Consider the following 18069-nt stretch of genomic DNA (forward strand, 5'->3'; position numbering starts at 1 on the left):
TATTAACTACGCCGCAGGAACCAGCGGGGGCAAAATTCGCCGCGACGCAACATCGCGCTCGGAAACCGTCCCCCCATGATTGGCATCGTCCGGATCGCCCTCACGCGGCCGTATACCTTCGTCGTCCTCGCCCTGCTGATCCTGATCATCGGTCCGCTGTCGGCTATGCGTACGCCGACCGACATCTTCCCCGACATCAAGATCCCCGTGATCGCCGTGGTGTGGCAGTACACCGGCCTGCCGCCCGACCAGATGGTCGGCCGCGTCTCGTCGCCGTTCGAGCGCGTGCTCACCACGACCGTGAACGATGTGGAGCACATCGAGGCGAACTCGATCAACGGCTTCGGTATCGTCAAGATCTTCTTCCAGCCCACCGTCGATATCCGCACCGCCAACGCGCAGGTGACGGCCGTGGCGCAGACGCTGTTGAAGCAGCTGCCGGCGGGCACCACGCCGCCGCTGATCCTGAATTACAACGCCTCCACCGTGCCGATCATCCAGCTCGCGCTTTCGGGTGATGGCCTGACCGAACAGAACCTGGCCGATCTTGGCCTGAATATCATCCGCCCGCAGCTCACCTCGGTGGCCGGTGCGGCTATTCCGTTCCCGTTCGGCGGCAAGACCCGCCAGGTGCAGATTGATATCGACCCGGCCGCGCTCCAGGCGCGCGGGTTGTCGGCGCAGGACGTGGCCAACGCACTGGCCGCGCAGAACCTGATCACGCCGGTCGGTACGCAGAAAATCGGTGATTTTGAGTACACGCTGCAGCTCAACAATTCACCGTCGGTGGTCGATGAGCTCGGCAACCTGCCGGTGAAGGTCGTCAATGGCGCCACCGTGTTCATCCGCGATGTGGCGCATGTACGCGATGGCTCGCCGCCGCAGACCAATATCGTGCACGTGGACGGCAACCGATCGGTGCTGATGACCGTGCTGAAGAACGGCTCGGCCTCCACGCTCGCGATCATCCAGGGCATCAAGGATCGCGTGAAGGGCATGAAGGATGCCCTGCCGGAGAACCTGAAGATCAGCCCGATCGGTGACCAGTCGCTGTTTGTCAGTGGCGCGATTTCAGGCGTGGCCCGCGAAGGCGTCATTGCCGCCGCGCTCACCAGCCTCATGATCCTGCTGTTCCTCGGCAGCTGGCGTTCGACGGTCATCATCGCCACCTCGATCCCGCTGGCGATTCTTGGTGCGATTGCGATGCTATCGGCCTTTGGCGAGACACTGAACATCATGACCCTGGGCGGCCTTGCGCTCGCGGTGGGCATCCTGGTCGACGATGCCACGGTCACTATCGAGAACATCAACTGGCATCTCGAACACGGCAAGGATGTCGAGACGGCGATCCTCGACGGCGCGGCGCAGATCGTGACGCCGGCCTTCGTATCGCTGCTGTGCATTTGTATCGTCTTCGTACCGATGTTCTTCCTCGATGGCGTCGCCCGCTTCCTGTTCGTGCCGATGGCCGAGGCGGTGATGTTCGCCATGATCTGTTCGTTCATCTTGTCGCGTACCCTGGTGCCGACGATGGCGAAGTACCTGCTGCACCCGCATTCGCTGGATGATCCGCACGGCGAGCATGGCAAGGTCTCGCGTAACCCGCTGGTGCGCTTCCAGCGCGGGTTCGAAAAGCGTTTCGAGTCGCTGCGCCAGGGTTACCATGGCCTGCTCGAGATGGCGCTGCACAACAGCAAGCCGTTCGTCATCGGCTTCATGGCGTTCGTCATCCTGTCGTTCGCGCTGGTGCCGATGCTGGGCCGCAACTTCTTCCCCTCGGTGGACTCGGGCCAGATCCTGATGCACGTGCGTGCACCGGTCGGCACCCGCGTGGAAGAAACCGCCAATCTGTTCGCCGCTGTCACCAAGGAAGTCCGCAACATCATCCCGGCTGATGAGCTGGGTACGGTGGTCGACAACATGGGCCTGTCGTCGTCGGGTATTAACAACACCTACAACAACACCGGCACCGTGAGCTCGGCCGATGGCGACCTGCAGATTTCGCTGAAAGAAGGCCATAAGCCGACGGCGGATTACGTGCGCGAAATGCGCGAGAAGCTACCGCGCCTGTTCCCGACCGCAACCTTCTCGTTCCCGCCCGCGGACATCATCAGTCAGATCCTGAACTTCGGTTCGCCCGCGCCCATCGATCTGCAGATCCGCGGTCCTAACGTGGCAGCCAACTTCAAGTACGCGAATACGCTGTTGCGTGAGATCCGCCGCGTGCCGGGCATCGTCGATGCACGCATCCAGCAGTCGCAGGCCAGCCCCACCTTCAATGTGGATGTGGACCGCAGCCGCGCGCAGCAAGTGGGCATCACCGAGCGTGACGTCACCAACAGCCTGGGCGTGAACCTCGCCGGTTCCAGCCAGATCGCACCGACCTTCTGGCTGAACCCGCAGAACGGTGTGTCGTACCCGATCGTGATGCAGACCCCGCAGTACGCCATCGATACGCTGCCTGACCTGGCCAACGTGCCGATCAGCCCCAGCACCGGTGCGGCCGGGTCGCAGATCCTCGGTGGCTTTGCCTCGTTTACCCGCACTACCAGCAGCACGGTGGCCAGCCAGTACAACATCCAATCGATGGTGGAGATCTTCGCCACCACGCAGGATCGCGACCTGGGCGCCGTGGCGGGCGATATCCAGAAGATTCTGGATGCCCACAAGAAGGACTTGCCGAAGGCCTCCAGCACAGCGTTGCTAGGCCAGGTCCAGACGATGAACAGCGCATTCACCGGCCTGATCCTCGGCCTGCTCGGCGCGATTGTGCTGATCTACCTGCTGATCGTGGTGAACTTCCAGTCGTGGGCGGATCCGTTCGTGATCGTCACCGCGCTGCCCGCCGCTATCGCCGGCATCATCTGGATGCTTTTTGCCACCCACACCACGCTGTCGGTGCCCGCGCTTACCGGCGCCATCATGTGCATGGGTGTCGCCACGGCGAACTCCATCCTGGTGGTGAGCTTCTGCCGCGAGCGCCTTGCCGATACCGGTGATGCTTTCATCGCAGCCTCAGAGGGCGGCTTCGTTCGCTTCCGTCCGGTGCTGATGACCGCCCTGGCCATGATCATCGGCATGCTGCCGATGGCCCTGGGCATGGGTGAGGGCGGCGAGCAGAACGCACCGCTCGGCCGTGCCGTCATCGGCGGCCTCATCTTCGCCACCACGGCCACGCTGCTGTTCGTGCCGGTGGTCTTCAATATCGTCCATGGCCGCCGCGGCCATACCTCCAAAACCCCGGCGAACACTTCCGGAGAACCCGTCCATGTCGCCTGATACGCTCCATACCCCTCCGCCGCGCCGCCTCCGCCTGGCTGGCATCATTGCTGCCATCGTGGTGCTCGCCATCGTCGTCGCCGGTGTCGCCACCCGCGCCAACGAATCGCGCAACCTGCGCGACTGGACCAACGAGCAGGCTGTCCCAAGCGTTACCCTGGTCACGCCTGAAGGCGGCCAGGGTGGCGGTGACCTGAACCTGCCAGGTCGGCTGCAGGCGTATGCCCGCGCACCCATCTACGCTCGCACCAGCGGTTACCTGAAGTCGTGGAAGTACGACATCGGCCAGAAGGTAAAGGCCGGCGATGTACTGGGTGAGCTCGAAACGCCGGACCTCGACCAGCAGCTGCTGCAGGCCAAGGCGGATCTCGCCAGTGCGCGTGCCAACGAAGCCCTGGCACAGACCACGGCCAAGCGCTGGCAGGCCATGCGTGATTCCGATTCGGTGTCCAAGCAGGAAGTGGACGAGAAGAGCGGCGATTACGATGCGAAGCGCGCACTGGCCCAGGCAGCCCAGGCCAACCTCGAGCGAATTGAAGCCACCAAGGGCTTCGCCAAGCTCGTCGCGCCGTTCGACGGCGTGGTCACGGCGCGCGAGACCGATGTCGGCGCACTGATCAATGCCGGTGGCGGTGGCCAGGAACTGTTCGTGGTTTCCGATACACACAAGCTTCGCATGTACGTGAATGTGCCGCAGAACTACGCGCCGTCGATCAAGCAGGGCGCCACAGTGAAGCTCACGGTGCCGGAATACCCGGGTAAGACCTTCGAAGGCAAGGTGGAATCCACCTCCTCGGCCATCAACGCCGCCAGCGGCACCACGCTGGTTCAGGTGGCAGTCGATAACAACGACGGCCAGCTACTCCCGGGCGGCTATGCCAGCGTCACCTTCGACCTGCCGGCGAACGCCGCACTGTTCCGCGTGCCGGCCAGCGCACTGGTGTACGACGGCAGCGGCCTGCGCGTCGCCGTGGTTGATGCGCAGAATAAGGTCACCTTCAAGGACGTGATCATCGCCCAGGATTTTGGTAAGACCGTGCAGCTAGCCTCGGGTATCGCCGCCGGTGACCGCCTGATCGAGAGCCCGCCCGATGGCCTGGCCACGGGCGATACTGTGCACGTGATCCCCGCGAAGAAGGAAGGCGGCAATGGCAAGGCGTGAACCCTTGCGGCTGCTGTCGGGCCTGCTGCTTTCGGCAGGCCTTGCCGCCTGTTCCATGGCGCCGACGTACAAGACGCCTGAGGTGCCGGTCGCCCCGCAGTTCGCGAACACCAACTCGCCGTGGGTGGAAGCGCAGCCTGCCGATCACCTCGATCGCGCATCCTGGTGGGCGCTCTATAGCGATACGCGCCTTGATGATCTCCAGGGCCGACTGCTGAAGAACAACGCCACGCTCGCGGCGGCGTACGCCCACTACCAGGAAGCTGAAGCGTTCACGACGCAGGTCCGCGCCGGGCTCTTCCCGACGTTCGGCCTGAACGCGAATGCCACGCGCAACCGCGAGTCCGACACGAAGCCGCTGCGTGGTGCGACATCACCGGCGTACTACAACTCGTACACGCTTGGTGGACAGCTCGATTACGAGGTGGATCTGTGGGGGCGCGTGCGTGACACGGTCGCCGCCGGTACGGCCGAGCAGGCCGCTGCGGCGGGTGATCTCGCAGCGGCACAATTAAGCCTGCAGGCGCAGCTTGCCGACAGCTACCTCCAGCTCAACGGCCAGGATCGTCAGATCAAAGTGCTTAACGAGAGCATTGATGCGTTCTCGAAGGCATTGCAGCTGACCCAGTCACGCCACGAGGGTGGTATCGCCTCGGGTCTGGATGTTGCCAGGGCGCAGACCCAGCTTTCGAATGCGAAATCGCAGTTGACGCAGGCCCAGGCGCAACGTGCCATCGTACTGCACGCCATTGCCGTACTTGTTGGTGACAGCGCATCGACGTTCGCGCTGGATACGAAGGACGATCCGGTCAAGGTGCCGAGCATTCCGCTGGAAGTGCCTTCGGCGCTCTTGCAGCGCCGGCCGGATATCGCCGCAGCTGAACGGCGCACGGCCGCGGCCAACGCGCGTGTTGGCGTGGCGCGTTCCGCCTTCTTCCCGCAGATCACGCTGGATGGCCAGGGTGGCTGGCAGAGTGCCCAGTGGGGGAACATCGCCACGGCACCGAACCGCTTCTGGGCGCTTGGCCCCACGGTGCTGCTGAACGTTTTCGATGGTGGCCGCCGCAAGGCCGCCGTGGAATCCGCCAAGGCCGCCACGGATGAGGCAGGGGCAAAGTACCGCGACGTCGTGCTGAACGCCTTTGCCCAGGTAGAAGACAACCTGACGCTACTGCGTGACCTTGGCTCAGCACTGACGGACCAGCGCGCCGCGGCGGATGCCGCCCAGCGCTCGGTGGACCTGTCGCTCAACCGCTACCGCGAGGGTGCCGTCGGCTACCTTGATGTGGTGCAGGCGCAGACGGCTGCGCTGGACGCGCGCCGCAGCGTGATCGATCTGGAAACCCGCCAGCTCCGCGCCAGCGTGGCCCTCATCCGCGCCCTCGGCGGCGGCTGGCAGGCCCCCGCGGCCTCCTAAAGCGCCCCTTGTAGGAGCGCGCTCGCGCGCGATGGGTGCTCGCCGTACCCTCCATCGCGCGCAAGCGCGCTCCTACAACCGTATGAGGTCGCCTATGATCGGCCCATGCAGACCCTACTCGCCCGCCAGCAAGCCGCCCACCGCCGCGACGGCACGCCGCCTGCGGCTATCCGCATCGATCGCCTCGACCGCGCCATCGGCCTGCTGGTCGATCACGCTAGCGATATCGCCGATGCGCTGAGCGATGACTTCGGCCATCGCTCACGCCAGGGTTCGCTGGTAAGCGATGTGGCCGCGTCCATCGAACCGTTGAAGCACGCAAAGCACCACGTGCGCCGCTGGATGCGCCGCGACTATCGCAGGGTGTCGCCCGCGCCGCTCGCTTTGCTCGGTGCGCGAGCGTGGGTCGATTACCAGCCCAAGGGCGTCGTGGGCGTCATCGCGCCGTGGAACTTTCCGTTCAACCTCACTTTCGCGCCACTGGCCGGTATTCTCGGGGCTGGAAACCGCGCCATGATCAAGCCATCGGAATTTACGCCACGGTCGTCCGCGTTGATGCAGGCCATGGTGGCCAAGGCGTTCGATGAAACGGAAGTGGCAGTCGTTACTGGCGATCAGGGCGTGGCCGAGGCATTTTCCGCGTTGCCGTTCGATCACCTGCTGTTTACTGGCGCTACCTCCGTGGCGAAGCATGTGATGCGTGCCGCGGCGGAGAGCCTCGTGCCGCTGACGCTGGAGCTTGGCGGCAAGTCACCTGCGATCGTCGGGCGAGATGCCGACATTGACCTTGCCGCGCGCCGGCTGTTGTTCGGTAAGACGCTCAACGCGGGGCAGATCTGCGTCGCGCCCGACTACGCACTGGTGCCGAAGGAATCCGTGGATGCGTTTGTCGAAGCGCTTGAACGGCATGTAGGCGCGATGTTTCCTACGCTTCGCGGCAATGCCGATTACACATCGATCATCAACGACCGCCACAGGGATCGCCTTGAAGGCTACCTACGCGATGCGCGCGACAAAGGTGCGACGGTTCGTGAATTGAATCCATCGAACGAGGCGCCAGACAGACGGCGCATGGCGCCGACGGTCGTGCTCAACGCAAACGAAGATATGCTGGTACTGCGCGAGGAGATTTTCGGGCCCATCCTTCCCATCGTGCCGTATGGCCGGCTGGATGATGCGATTGCCTATGTCAACGCACACCCGCGTCCGTTGAGCCTCTATTACTTCGGCAACGGTCGCGCCGATCAGGAACACGTGCTCGCGAACATCGTGGCCGGTGGTGTCACGCTCAACGACACCGTCGTACACCTCACCCAGGACAACCTTCCCTTCGGCGGTATCGGTCCTTCTGGCATGGGCGCCTACCACGGCTTCGATGGCTTTCGCACTTTCAGCCACGCACGCGCCGTGTACCGGCAGTCGCGCTTCGATATCACCGCGATGCTCCGCCCACCCTACGGCACGACGATCGATCGCCTCCTTTCGTTCAAAATAAAACGCTAGGCATTCGCTTTCAGGCCTTCTTTGCCCTGATCGATCCAACGGTTAACACTCCCGCCTCATCGACGGTCACCGCATACCCCGTTTCAGGCGCGACGAACACCATTGGCCCTGTCGGCACGAGCGGCGTCCTGCCGATGTTGGGAAGTTCGAGAAACCAGGCGCCATGGTCATGGATGAGGGCAAGCGACCTGTCGCCATCGTAGGCTGCATCATCGATCACATAGCGCCCGACGCGCTTCTCCATGGCCTCGCTATCGAGTGCTGCGCGCGCAACGACGCGTGGTGCGAAGTCAGGCCATCCGTAAGCCGCTGCCACCGCCTTGGTGAACTCGACGTTGAGTGGCGTGCCGTTATCGCTATCGGTAAGGATCGCAACGCCCGTTCCGCTTGAGAGGAACATAACGTATTTGCTTTTGAAGCCAGCGTTACCGCCTTCGTGCATGAAGCGCCGTGCCGTGCCTTCGCCACTCACGAACACGCCAAGGCCGTAGTTACGAATACCCGGCGTGAGCAGCTGCGCGGCCGCTTTTTTTGGCAGGAACGAAGGCAGGCCCTGGTCGGCGTTGCGGATGGCGATGAGCCAGCGCGCGAGATCTTCGGGCGTGGTCCAAAGCCCCGCTGCGGCGAGTTCGGGATAGGTATGGGCGCCGCCCGGTATGTCGGCGCCGTCGGCCGCGTGGCCGGTAGCGTGAAGTGGCCCGGGCGGGATCGGTTGCGCAAAGGTGCTGTTCCTCATGCCTGCCGGACCCAGAACGTAGCGTTGCATGAGCTCGGCGAAGGGCGTTTTCGCGCAATGCGTGATCGCGATCTGGGCGACGGTGTAGCCGCCGCCGGAGTACGCATAGGCGTCGCCAGGTACCGTGGCGATGGTCACGGCGGCCGTGTTGGCGGGCGGCTGGCCGGACACAACCTGTTCGGGCGTGGGCACGGCTGAGCCCGATGGATAGCCGGGAAACCCGTTCACCGTGGCGCCCGAGGTGTGGTGAAGCAGGTTCCGTAAGGTCACCGGGTGCGTGGCATCCTGCTTGCCGGGCGGTAGCTTCACAGGAGCGAGGCACGCATCCACGGGCGCATCCAGGTTCAGCGTGCCCTTTTCCGCGAGAAGTGCCGCGAGGCTGCCCGCAACGCCTTTGCTCAGCGAGGCCGCCTGGAAGCGCTCGTCGCCGGCGGGCAGGGTCACCGAACCTTCGCTGCGATATCGAGCCGACCACGCGATACGCCCGTTCTCGATGACCGCCACTGACAGGGTGGGCACGCCGTAGCGGCGCATCCGTTCGTAGACGCTCCAGTGCACAGGTGTTTCGCCCGCGATATCCACCTTGGGGCGAAGGCCGTTTTCGATGGCCTCGCGGCGGTGGGTGTCGGGCGCCGCGACGATGGCTGTGGATGACAGGGCGGCAAACGCTATGGCGAGCGCCATGTGGCGCCTCGTCATCAGGCCTTTCGTCTTCATGCGGCGCGCCTTGTCGTGAGCGGGTATCGCGTTTGGATGCCGCGCACTGCCCAAGGGTTTAGCTGCGCCCTTGTAGGAGCGCGCTTGCGAGCGATGGGTGCTCGCCGCAGCGCCGGCTCGCGCATAAGCACGCTCCTACAAGGGGCTGTGCTTTACCACCATCGCCTGGCCCCAGGGTAATTCCATCAGGGTATAGCCGCCGTGGCCGCAGTGCTCGGCGAAGCACTGGCGCACGCCGGGGTCGTAATAGTCATCACCGATCAGGATGCCGCCCGTGAGCATGCGTGGCAGGAAGTAGTCCAGCGCAGCGTTCGTGCTGGAGACGAGGTCCATATCCAGGTGCACGAAGCTGTAGGCGTGGTCGGGCAAGCCTATCGTCGACTCGGGAAAGAAGCCGGGATGAAAATGCACGCCAGCGTAGGGGGATAGAAGGCGTTCGACCGACGCAAGGTGTCCGTGCACCGTGCCAAAGTGCGCGCGCAGTTCGGATCCTGAGGCATCCACCGCGCGCTGCTGTGTTTCGAACACATCGAACAGGTGCAGCTGGCTATCTGCCTTCACCTCGCAGATCAGCCGTGCGCTGCCACCCATGAACACACCGGCTTCCGCCATCACGCCACCCAGCCGGCGCGCCGCCTTGGCCGCGACCATGATCTGCAGGGCGGCGGCATCGGTGAGCAGGATCGCCGTCATCTCACGCGTTTCGTGGATAGCATGCAGGTTCGTATGCCATTCGGGGCCAAGGTGGGCCTGCATGGAGCCGCGCCGCGCGAGTGCGGCGCGCAGCAGCACACCGGGCTTGAGCTTGTCCTGCCAGCGTTGCGGGCGGGTAGTGGACGATACGGTGGGCATGGCGCGGTGTTCCCCTGGCTGAAGCGTGTGGTTCACGACTGGGTGTGTGCCCGCGGGCGGTGGAAAAGTTTATGCGTGGGGCGCAGGCGTTGCGTCGCGGCGGGGATGCACCGCGCGCAGGCGCGCTCAGGCAACAGGCGCAAAAAAGGGCCCCGAGGGCCCTTTTTTGTGTCGCCCGGCGTGCGGCGAATTACAGCTTGGCGCCGAGCAGCTCTTCGAGCTTGCGCTGGTCCTTGGCGAAGTTGCGGATGCCTTCGCCGAGCTTGTCGGTGGCCATCGCATCTTCGTTGTGGCCCCAGCGGAACTGGGCTTCGGTCATCTTGTTCTTCGGCGGCTCATCCTTCTTGCCGGTGTCCTTCAGGGCCAGCGGCAGGTCGCCATCGGTCTCGTCCAGCTGCTTGAGCAGGTCCGGCGAGATGGTGAGGCGGTCGCAGCCGGCAAGGGCCTGGATCTGGCCGATGTTGCGGAAGCTGGCGCCCATCACGATCGTCTTGTAACCGTGATCCTTGTAGTACTTGTAGATGCGCTGCACCGACTTCACGCCCGGGTCTTCGGCCGGCGCGTAGGTCTTCGTATCGGTGTTCTTGACGTACCAGTCGAAGATGCGGCCGACGAACGGCGAGATGAGGAATGCGCCGGCTTCAGCGCAAGCCACGGCCTGCTCGAAGCTGAAGAGCAGCGTCATGTTGCAGTTGATGCCTTCCTTCTGCAGCTTCTCGGCGGCCTTGATGCCTTCCCAGGTGGAGGCAAGCTTGATCAACACGCGCTTCGGGTCGACGCCCACATCCTTGTACATGCCGAGCAGGCGCTTGGCCTTGGCGATGGAAGCCTCTTCATCGAACGACAGGCGCGCATCCACTTCGGTGGAGACGTAGCCCGGGACGATCTTCAGGATCTCGCGGCCCACGAGCACGGCCAGGCGGTCGCCGGCATCGATCAGCTGCTGGGCGCGGTCGTTGCTCTGCTCCTTGGCCCACTTCACCGCCTCGTCGATGTACGGGGCGTACTCGGGGATGCCGGCGGCCTTGAGCAGCAGGGACGGGTTGGTGGTCGCGTCCTCCGGCTTGAAGGTCTTCATGGCCGACATATCGCCCGTATCGGCGACGACCTTGGTTACTTTGCGCAGTTGTTCGAGTTGGCTGGTCACGTTTGCAGCTTCCGTTACCTGTGGGGAAAAAGATTGTCGCGCCATGGTGGCAGCGGGGGTAGGCATCCGATGGTATCGGTTGCCATGTTCAATATAGGTCGATGGGGTCCACATCAAGGGACCAGCGTACCTTGCGGGCCGATGGCAGCGCCGCCAGGGCATGCTGCCAGGGCCGCAGGAACGCGTGCAGGCGTGCGCGCGTCGCCGCCTCCACGAGCAGCTGGCCACGGAACCGCCCGGCACGCAGGGGCATGGGGGCGGGCATGGGGCCAGACAGGCGCAGGTCGCCGGGTTCGCCGATGGCCATGTGCGCGTCGTGGAGGAAGGCGTCCACCTCCGCACGGCCGTGGGCATCCGCCCGCAGCAGCACCTGGTGCGAAAACGGCGGCAGCTCGAGCAGGCGGCGTTCGGCCAGGAGCTCGGTTGCGACGGTGGCGTACCCCCCGCGCAGCAGGCCGTGCAGCATGGGGTGGTCCGGGTGGTGGGTTTGCAGCAGTACGCTGCCGGGGCGCGATGCGCGGCCTGCACGGCCGGCGACCTGCACCACCAGCTGCGCAAGGCGCTCGCTGGCGCGGAAATCGACGCTGTGCAGGCCTTCATCCACGCCCACGATCGCTACGAGCGTAAGGTTCGGCAGATCGTGGCCCTTCGCAAGCATTTGCGTGCCGACCAGGATGGCTGGCTTGTCCTCGCGCAGACCGTCCAGGATTTCGCCGAACGCTTCGCGGCGTCGCGTCGTCTCGCGATCGATACGGACGACCGGTACCTCGGGGAAGCGCTCGGTAAGGGCTTCTTCCAGGCGCTCGGTGCCCTGGCCCTGCGGGCTGAGGTTGGCCGAGCCGCAGGCGGGGCAGGCGGACGGCTGCGCTTCGGTGTTGTCGCAGTGATGGCAGATGAGCCGGCGGCGCCCGGCATGCAGGGTCATGGGCCGCTCGCAGCGAGGGCAATCGGCATGCCACCCGCAGTCGTAACAGAGCAGTACCGGCGCGTAACCACGGCGGTTACGGAACACCAGGGCTTGCTCGCCGCGGCCAACGCAAGCCGCCACGGCGTTCACCAGCGTGGGCGAGAGGCCGTGGTCCAGGCGCTGCGCGCGCATGTCCACGATCTGCACGCGGGTGGGCTGTGACGCGCCAGGGCGGCCGCGCAGCACCAGCCGCTTGTAACGCCCCGCATCGACGTTCGCGAGGCTCTCCAGCGAGGGCGTTGCCGAGCCCAGCACGACCGGCACGCCATGGGCCCGGGCGCGCACCAGCGCCAGGTCGCGGGCGTGGTAGCGGAACCCTTCCTGTTGCTTATAGGAAGCGTCGTGTTCTTCATCGACGATGATCAGGCCCGCCGCCGGCAAGGGGGTGAACACCGCCGAGCGCGTGCCGATCACGACCCGGGCGCTGCCATCGCGGGCGCGCAGCCAGGCGCGGGCACGGTCACCCTCGGCCAGGTTGGAGTGCAGCACCTCGATGGCGATGCCCAGGCGTTCGCGCAGGCGCCGAACCGTTTGCGGGGCCAGACCGATCTCCGGTACCAGCAAGAGCGTCTGCTTGCCCGCTGCCAGCGCTTGTTCGATCAGCGCGAGGTATACCTCGGTCTTGCCGCTGCCGGTTACGCCATCCAGCAGGTAGGGCTGGAAGGTGCCCATGCCCTCGGCGATGCCCTCGACGGCGGCTGCCTGCTCGTCACTGAGCGCGGGGCCCGGCGCTGGCGTGGCAGGTAATGTGCCTTCCTTAAGCTCGAGCTTCTCCACCAGGCCGGCGTCGATCAGGCGGCGGGCGGCCGCGCGCCAGTCTGGCAGGGCAAACCCCAGTTCGTCGGCGGCCCGCGGACCCTCATGCAGTGCCGCTAGCAACGCGGCCGAGCCGCCCTTGCGGCTGCGCGCATCGTGGGCGGCACGGCCGGCCTGGGTCAGCGCCCATACCTCGCGCCCGGTCGGTGGCAGCGGCTTCGGTTCGCGGAGGGCAAGCGGCAGTGCGTTGGCGAACGCCTCGCCTGGCGCACCCGCCCAGTAATCCGCGGCCCAGCCAAGGGTGGCCATCAATTCGGCATCGAGCAGCGGGGACTCGTCCAGCACCTCGCTGGCGCGCTTCAGCCGTTTTACCCCCACCGCGGCCTCGGCCGCCGGGTCGACCACGATACCCACCATCTCGCCTCGCCCGAAGGGGACGCGCACACGCGAACCCGCCCCGGCGACCCCGGCCAGGGGCGGCAGGTAGTCGAAAAGGGTGAGCAGCGGGACGGGTAGGGCGACGCGAAGAACGGATGTCATGCGAGGCCTAGTTTAACGGGGTCCAGCGATTTCGCTGGTCAATGATTAACCATCGTGGCGAGGGCTTGGATGGCAATGACGTGTCAGGCGGGAGGAATCTGGGCTAAGTGCCCGTCCTCGGGACCCTTTCCGGGTTATCCACAAGTGCTGTGGATAAGTCTGTGGATGAGACTCGGATGGAGGGCCTCCAGCCGCTTGGTTAGGCCGTGCCGGTCACCTTGAACACATTTTAACCAAGCTGAAATATAGCATGAAATCAACGAGTTAAAAATGCGATGCGATAAGGGTTCACCAGATGTCCGCGAAACCTTGACAAAGGCGAAGGGACCTCGCTGCCTGTGTACAACCACTTGCTACGTAGGAAAAAATCCTAGTGGGAAATACCGATGATCACGGCAATGGTCAGGGCGAAACCGAGCAGCCAGAAATAGACACTGCCTATCAACCAATACTTAAGGATAGTCATTCCCCATCCCTGCCGGTAAACCCGCTTCTGCATGAGCAGCAGGTAGATGGGCATCCAGATCCACATTGCCACCTCGACCACGCGGATCAGCGTGCCGGCCGGCGCGAAGTGCGGGGCGATAGCCCCCCGGGCAAAGCCCAGCAGGGTGAGCAGCATGAGCGCGAGGAACAGGAACGCGTGGCTGTGCAGGGCCACGATCAGGTGCTCCACATACAGGCGCCGGCGGAACACGTAGAACACCTTCAGGATCAGCGCGAACACCGGGACCATGATGAACATGGTCTGCGGCAGCACGCCGAAGATGCCCTCTACGATGCGCTGGATGGCCTCTTTCTTTTGCGGCCCCGGGTTGGAGGCCTGGACCAGGTTGGCCTTGAGCCGGTCCAGTCCGGCGTTCAGGCGGGTGTTCACCGCATCAGGCACCCAGGCGATGTTGAAACGCATGTCGCCCGATTCGTTACTCAGCATGTGTACCCGTTTCAGCTGCACGTCGTCCTCGTCGCCGCTGCCGGGTGGGGCAATGGCGGGGGCGTTCAACTGCGCCAGGCGCTTGTTGGCGGCATCCCGGACCATGCCCTGCATCATGGAAAGGCCGCCCTTCGCAATGGCCGGCACGTTCGGGTCTTCCTGCGTTGCGAGCAGCGAGCGGACCTCCTTGCGGTACATCTCGTGCACGTCATCGGCGGTGGCGGCATGCGTGAACTGGCCCAGTGAATCGGTATCCCCGCCTTCGGCCTCGCCGAACTTCAGGCCGTTGATCGCCACGTGCATGAAGAAGAACGACAGCAGGCAAAACACGAACATGAGCCGGAACGGCGCGATATAGCGCACCCGGCGGCCGGCAAAGTATTCCAGGGTGAGGAAGCCCGGCTTGGTATAGAGCGGCGGCACCGTGTGAACGATGCGCTCATCCATATGGAAGAAGATGTCGCCGGCGTCTTCCAGCATGTGCGAGACCGGGCGCAGCACGCTATGCACCGATTGGCCGCATGCGTGGCAGAACTCGCCCTGCAGCACGGCTTCGCAGTTCGCGCACAGCAGCGCGGGAGACGGCTTGAGTTCGTTCATTCCGCTGGTATCCCCGTTTTATCCCCTTCCGGGTGCGGATGATGGCATGGCCCCGGGTACAATGGGCGGCCCCCTCGAACAGATTCCCCATGCCCCTCGACCGCGCCCGCGCGCGCCGCGAGATCGGCGCCACCACCCGGCTGGCCCTGCCGATCATCGCCGCGCAGCTTTCTTCCGTTGGCCCAAACGTGGTCGACGCGGTGCTGGCCGGGCATCAAGGGGCGCATACCCAGGCCTCGGTGGTCACGGGCGTGAACATCTGGGTGCTGGCGATCGTGGCCGGCATCGGCACCATGATGGCCGTGCCGCCGACGGTGGCGCAGCTCGATGGCGCGAACCGGCGGAACGAAGTTGGCGCGGTGTTCCACCAGGCGTTGTACATCGCCCTGGTACTTGGCCTCGTGCTGGGCGTGGCGGTGTGGCACGCATCGCCGCTCATGGGGCTGTTCCACGTGGTGGAATCCATGCGCGCCGATGTGACCGCGTTCCTGCATGCCATCGCTTTCGCCGCGCCCGCGCTTACGGTGTACTTCACCCTGCGCGGCCTGTCCGATGGCCTTTCCATGCCCAAGCCATCGCTGTATTTCAGCCTGGGCGGCACGGTGGTGCTTGCGCCCCTGGGTTACGTGCTCATGTACGGAAAGCTTGGCTTGCCGGCCATGGGCGCGCGCGGCAGCGGCATCGCCACGGCAACGGTCCTTTGGCTGGAGATGCTCGGCTTTGCCACGTATGTGCTCCTGCACCGCAACTACCGCGACCTGAACCTGCGCAGCCGCATGGCGCCACCGGATTGGGCGAAGATCCGCCAGTTACTGCACATCGGCCTGCCCATGGCCGTGACGTTGTTGATGGAGGCGGGGCTGTTCGTCGCCGTGGCGCTGCTGATTGGCCGCCTTGGCGAAACCGTCTCCGCCGCGCATCACGTGGCGCTCAACGTGGCCCAGGTCGCCTTCATGGTGCCGCTCGGCGTCTCGATGGCGATCACGGTTCGCGTCGGCAACGCGGCGGGCCGTCGTGATGCCCAGGGTGTGCGCTACGCCGGTCTCTCCGGGCTGGCACTGGTGCTGGTTACCCAGCTGTTCTCGTCCGGCATCATGATCCTGCTGCCGGGGCCCATCGCGAGCCTGTACACCAACGATGCCGCGGTGGTCGCCACGGCGGCCCAGCTCATGTTGCTGGCGGGCGTCTTCCAGTTCGCCGACGGCATCCAGGTGGCCTCCAACGGCGCCCTGCGTGGCCTCAAGGACACCCGCGTGCCCATGGGCCTCACCATGTTCGCGTACTGGATGGTGGGCATGCCGGTGGGCTGGTACCTGGCCTTCCAGCACGACCTGGGCGCGCGGGGGATGTGGATGGGACTGGTCGCTGGCCTGAGCGTGGCCGCCGTGGTGCTGTTCGCAAGGTTCTGGCGTATCAGCGGCCACGCCAACTGGCCCGAGGACGCCGGGAGCACCCCCGTGCCATTCCACACGTGATGCCGACGGGGCAACGCGCTACGCTGCGCGTAACTCGTAAGGAAAGCCCACGATGTCGGATCCGCTGAACACCACGCCGCCGCCCCTGCCCGGACGTCCGTCGCCCGTGCCGCCGGTTCCCCCGCCCCGTCGCAACGGCTTCGGCCGGTTCCTGCGCGGGCTGGGTCGTGGCCTGAACATCACGCGGCTCGTCGTGCTGAACGTCATCTTCTTCGGCTTCCTCGGCATCTTCTTCCTGCTGGTCTTCGTCGGTAACCGCGCCGACAAAATTGATGACAAGACGGTGCTGGTGCTGGCGCCCGATGGCGCCCTGGTCGAGCAGTACAGTGCCGACCCGGCGTCGCGCGCGTTTTCACGCCTTTCAGGCGATGGCGTGAAGCAGGTGCAGGTGCGTGACCTGGTCCGCGCGATCGATGCCGCGGCCAAGGACGACCGCATCAGCCGGATCCTGCTGCGCACCGACAAGCTCCAGGCCGGCGGCTTCGCCGCGCTGCGCGAAGTGGGCGGTGCACTGGACCGCTTCCGCGCCGCTGGCAAGCCGGTGATCGCGTGGGGAGCGAATCTCGAGCAGGGCCAGTATTACCTGGCCGCGCATGCCGACAAGATTTACGTGGATCCGCAAGGTGGCGTGATCGCCACCGGGCTCGCGAACTACCGCCTGTTCTACAAGGACCTGCTGGACAAGCTGGGGGTGCAGGTGCACCTGTTCCGCGTGGGCCAGTTCAAGAGCGCCGCGGAGCCCTTCATCCTTGACCACGCGTCGCCGGAATCGAAGGAGGCCGACGGCTATTGGCTGGGTGGTTTGTGGACCACGTGGATCAATGAGGTGGCGAAGGCCCGCCATATCGATCCGGCTGAACTCCGCGCCGATGTGGATGGCCTTGCCGAGCGCGTCCGCGACGCGAAGGGCAGCCTGGCCCAGCTGGCAGTCGATGAAAAACTTGCCGACGGCATTGCCACCGATCAGGACATCGTGCAGATGTTCCGCAAGGAAGGCGTGCCGGCCGGTCGGAAGGACACGGGTTTCCGTAACGTCGACCTGGGGACGTACCTCGCCGATCGCGGGCTGACGACCGTCGACATGTTGCAGACCTCGCCCGGCGTCGCCGTGGTGGTGGCCGAAGGCGAGATTACGGGCGGCAAGCAGGCGCAGGGCACCATCGGTGGCGATTCCACCGCGGCGCTCATCCGCAGCGTTCGCCAGGATCGCCGCACGCGCGCGCTCGTACTGCGTGTGAACTCGCCCGGTGGCGAGGTGTACGCCGCCGAACAGATCCGCCGCGAAGTGGAGCTCACTCGCGAGGCAGGTATCCCGGTCGTCGTCTCCATGGGTGATGTTGCCGCCAGCGGCGGTTACTGGATCTCGATGAACGCCAACCGGATCTATGCCGAGCCGAACACCATCACCGGTTCGATCGGCATCTTCGGCATGTTCTTCACCGTGCCCGATACGCTGGCCAAGCTCGGCGTGAAGAGCGATGGCGTGGGTACCAGCCCGCTGGCCGGCGCGTTCGACATGACCCGCCCGCTCGACCCGAAGGTCGGCATCCTGATCCAGAGCATCATCGACAAGGGCTACCGCGATTTCGTCGGCGGCGTGGCGCGTGCGCGCGGCAAGGATTTCGCGGCGATCGATACCATCGCGCAGGGCCGCGTATGGACGGGTGAGCAGGCCGTGCAGCGGGGCCTGGTCGATCGCCTTGGCAGCCTGGATGATGCCGTGCGCGATGCCGCGCAGCAGGCCGGCCTGGGCAAGGATTACAACGTACGTTACGCCGAAAAGCCGATGGGCGCGTTTGAGCGGTTCCTTACCAGCGTCGGCGACAGCACCGAGGCGCGTGTCGCCGTGTCGTGGGGCTTCCAGCTCCCGTCGTGGGTGGCCGAACTGCCGAAGCTGGCGCCGGAGTTTGTGCTGTTCCGCACGGCCGAGGCCGGCAAGCCGCACGTTTACGCTTATTGCTTCTGTTCGCCGCGGTAACGCAGC

General features: G+C 65.1%; 11 protein-coding genes. 6 read left to right on the forward strand and 5 right to left on the reverse strand.

The window, feature by feature from the left end:
• The first annotated feature begins 75 nt into the window (after nt 1-75).
• The 4 genes from ABIE56_RS09560 (at nt 76) to ABIE56_RS09575 (ending at nt 7361) form a co-directional block, all read left to right on the forward strand.
• Nucleotides 76-3279 carry an efflux RND transporter permease subunit gene (locus tag ABIE56_RS09560; RefSeq protein ID WP_429243581.1) on the forward strand — a complete coding sequence of 1068 codons (3204 nt, stop codon included), beginning with the start codon at nt 76-78 and terminating at the stop codon, nt 3277-3279.
• Complete coding sequence (locus tag ABIE56_RS09565) at nt 3269-4441, forward strand: efflux RND transporter periplasmic adaptor subunit (RefSeq protein ID WP_429243582.1); 1173 nt, start codon at nt 3269-3271, stop codon at nt 4439-4441. Before ABIE56_RS09560 ends, ABIE56_RS09565 begins: the two co-directional genes overlap by 11 nt.
• Nucleotides 4428-5858 (forward strand): efflux transporter outer membrane subunit, encoded by a 1431-nt coding sequence (locus tag ABIE56_RS09570; protein WP_429243583.1) that lies wholly within the window; start codon nt 4428-4430, stop codon nt 5856-5858. The genes ABIE56_RS09565 and ABIE56_RS09570 overlap by 14 nt, the downstream gene beginning before the upstream one ends.
• A 105-nt stretch (nt 5859-5963) precedes the next feature.
• Nucleotides 5964-7361, forward strand: coding sequence for a coniferyl aldehyde dehydrogenase (locus ABIE56_RS09575; RefSeq protein ID WP_429243584.1), 1398 nt, complete (start codon nt 5964-5966; stop codon nt 7359-7361).
• Nucleotides 7362-7371: 10 nt separating this feature from the next.
• On the opposite strand, the gene ABIE56_RS09580 is transcribed toward ABIE56_RS09575, so the two are convergent.
• The 5 genes from ABIE56_RS09580 to ABIE56_RS09600 all read right to left on the reverse strand — a co-directional run bounded on the left by ABIE56_RS09580 (nt 7372) and on the right by ABIE56_RS09600 (nt 14610).
• Nucleotides 7372-8814, reverse strand: a complete 1443-nt coding sequence (locus ABIE56_RS09580; protein ID WP_429243585.1) for a serine hydrolase domain-containing protein — start codon at nt 8812-8814, stop codon at nt 7372-7374.
• Between the two features lie 135 nt (nt 8815-8949).
• The gene (locus tag ABIE56_RS09585; RefSeq protein WP_429243586.1) at nt 8950-9666 is read right to left on the reverse strand and encodes a TylF/MycF/NovP-related O-methyltransferase; all 717 of its coding nucleotides are present in this window, start codon (nt 9664-9666) and stop codon (nt 8950-8952) included.
• Nucleotides 9667-9856: 190 nt separating this feature from the next.
• The gene (gene tal / locus ABIE56_RS09590) at nt 9857-10813 is read right to left on the reverse strand and encodes a transaldolase (protein ID WP_429243587.1); all 957 of its coding nucleotides are present in this window, start codon (nt 10811-10813) and stop codon (nt 9857-9859) included.
• A gap of 88 nt (nt 10814-10901) precedes the next feature.
• The gene (locus ABIE56_RS09595) at nt 10902-13076 is read right to left on the reverse strand and encodes a primosomal protein N' (protein ID WP_429243588.1); all 2175 of its coding nucleotides are present in this window, start codon (nt 13074-13076) and stop codon (nt 10902-10904) included.
• A 370-nt stretch (nt 13077-13446) separates the two neighbouring features.
• The gene (locus ABIE56_RS09600) at nt 13447-14610 is read right to left on the reverse strand and encodes a DUF3667 domain-containing protein (RefSeq protein ID WP_429243589.1); all 1164 of its coding nucleotides are present in this window, start codon (nt 14608-14610) and stop codon (nt 13447-13449) included.
• 89 nt (nt 14611-14699) lie between these two features.
• On the opposite strand from ABIE56_RS09600, the gene ABIE56_RS09605 reads away from it, so the two are divergent.
• Both ABIE56_RS09605 and sppA read left to right on the forward strand, forming a co-directional pair.
• On the forward strand, nt 14700-16085 hold the full coding sequence (locus ABIE56_RS09605; RefSeq protein WP_429243590.1) for an MATE family efflux transporter: 1386 nt from the start codon (nt 14700-14702) through the stop codon (nt 16083-16085).
• A gap of 52 nt (nt 16086-16137) precedes the next feature.
• Nucleotides 16138-18063 (forward strand): signal peptide peptidase SppA, encoded by a 1926-nt coding sequence (gene sppA, locus ABIE56_RS09610; protein ID WP_429243591.1) that lies wholly within the window; start codon nt 16138-16140, stop codon nt 18061-18063.
• Nucleotides 18064-18069 lie beyond the last annotated feature (6 nt).

The sequence above is a fragment of the Luteibacter sp. 621 genome (assembly GCF_050435445.1).
Lineage (GTDB): Bacteria > Pseudomonadota > Gammaproteobacteria > Xanthomonadales > Rhodanobacteraceae > Luteibacter.

Coding starts and splice junctions, on each gene's coding strand:
- ABIE56_RS09560 (WP_429243581.1), top strand. CDS start 76: ATGATTGGCATCGTCCGGATCGCCCTCACGCGGCCGTATACCTTCGTC.
- ABIE56_RS09565 (WP_429243582.1), top strand. CDS start 3,269: ATGTCGCCTGATACGCTCCATACCCCTCCGCCGCGCCGCCTCCGCCTG.
- ABIE56_RS09570 (WP_429243583.1), top strand. CDS start 4,428: ATGGCAAGGCGTGAACCCTTGCGGCTGCTGTCGGGCCTGCTGCTTTCG.
- ABIE56_RS09575 (WP_429243584.1), top strand. CDS start 5,964: ATGCAGACCCTACTCGCCCGCCAGCAAGCCGCCCACCGCCGCGACGGC.
- ABIE56_RS09580 (WP_429243585.1), bottom strand. CDS start 8,814: ATGAAGACGAAAGGCCTGATGACGAGGCGCCACATGGCGCTCGCCATA.
- ABIE56_RS09585 (WP_429243586.1), bottom strand. CDS start 9,666: ATGCCCACCGTATCGTCCACTACCCGCCCGCAACGCTGGCAGGACAAG.
- ABIE56_RS09595 (WP_429243588.1), bottom strand. CDS start 13,076: ATGACATCCGTTCTTCGCGTCGCCCTACCCGTCCCGCTGCTCACCCTT.
- ABIE56_RS09600 (WP_429243589.1), bottom strand. CDS start 14,610: ATGAACGAACTCAAGCCGTCTCCCGCGCTGCTGTGCGCGAACTGCGAA.
- ABIE56_RS09605 (WP_429243590.1), top strand. CDS start 14,700: ATGCCCCTCGACCGCGCCCGCGCGCGCCGCGAGATCGGCGCCACCACC.
- sppA (WP_429243591.1), top strand. CDS start 16,138: ATGTCGGATCCGCTGAACACCACGCCGCCGCCCCTGCCCGGACGTCCG.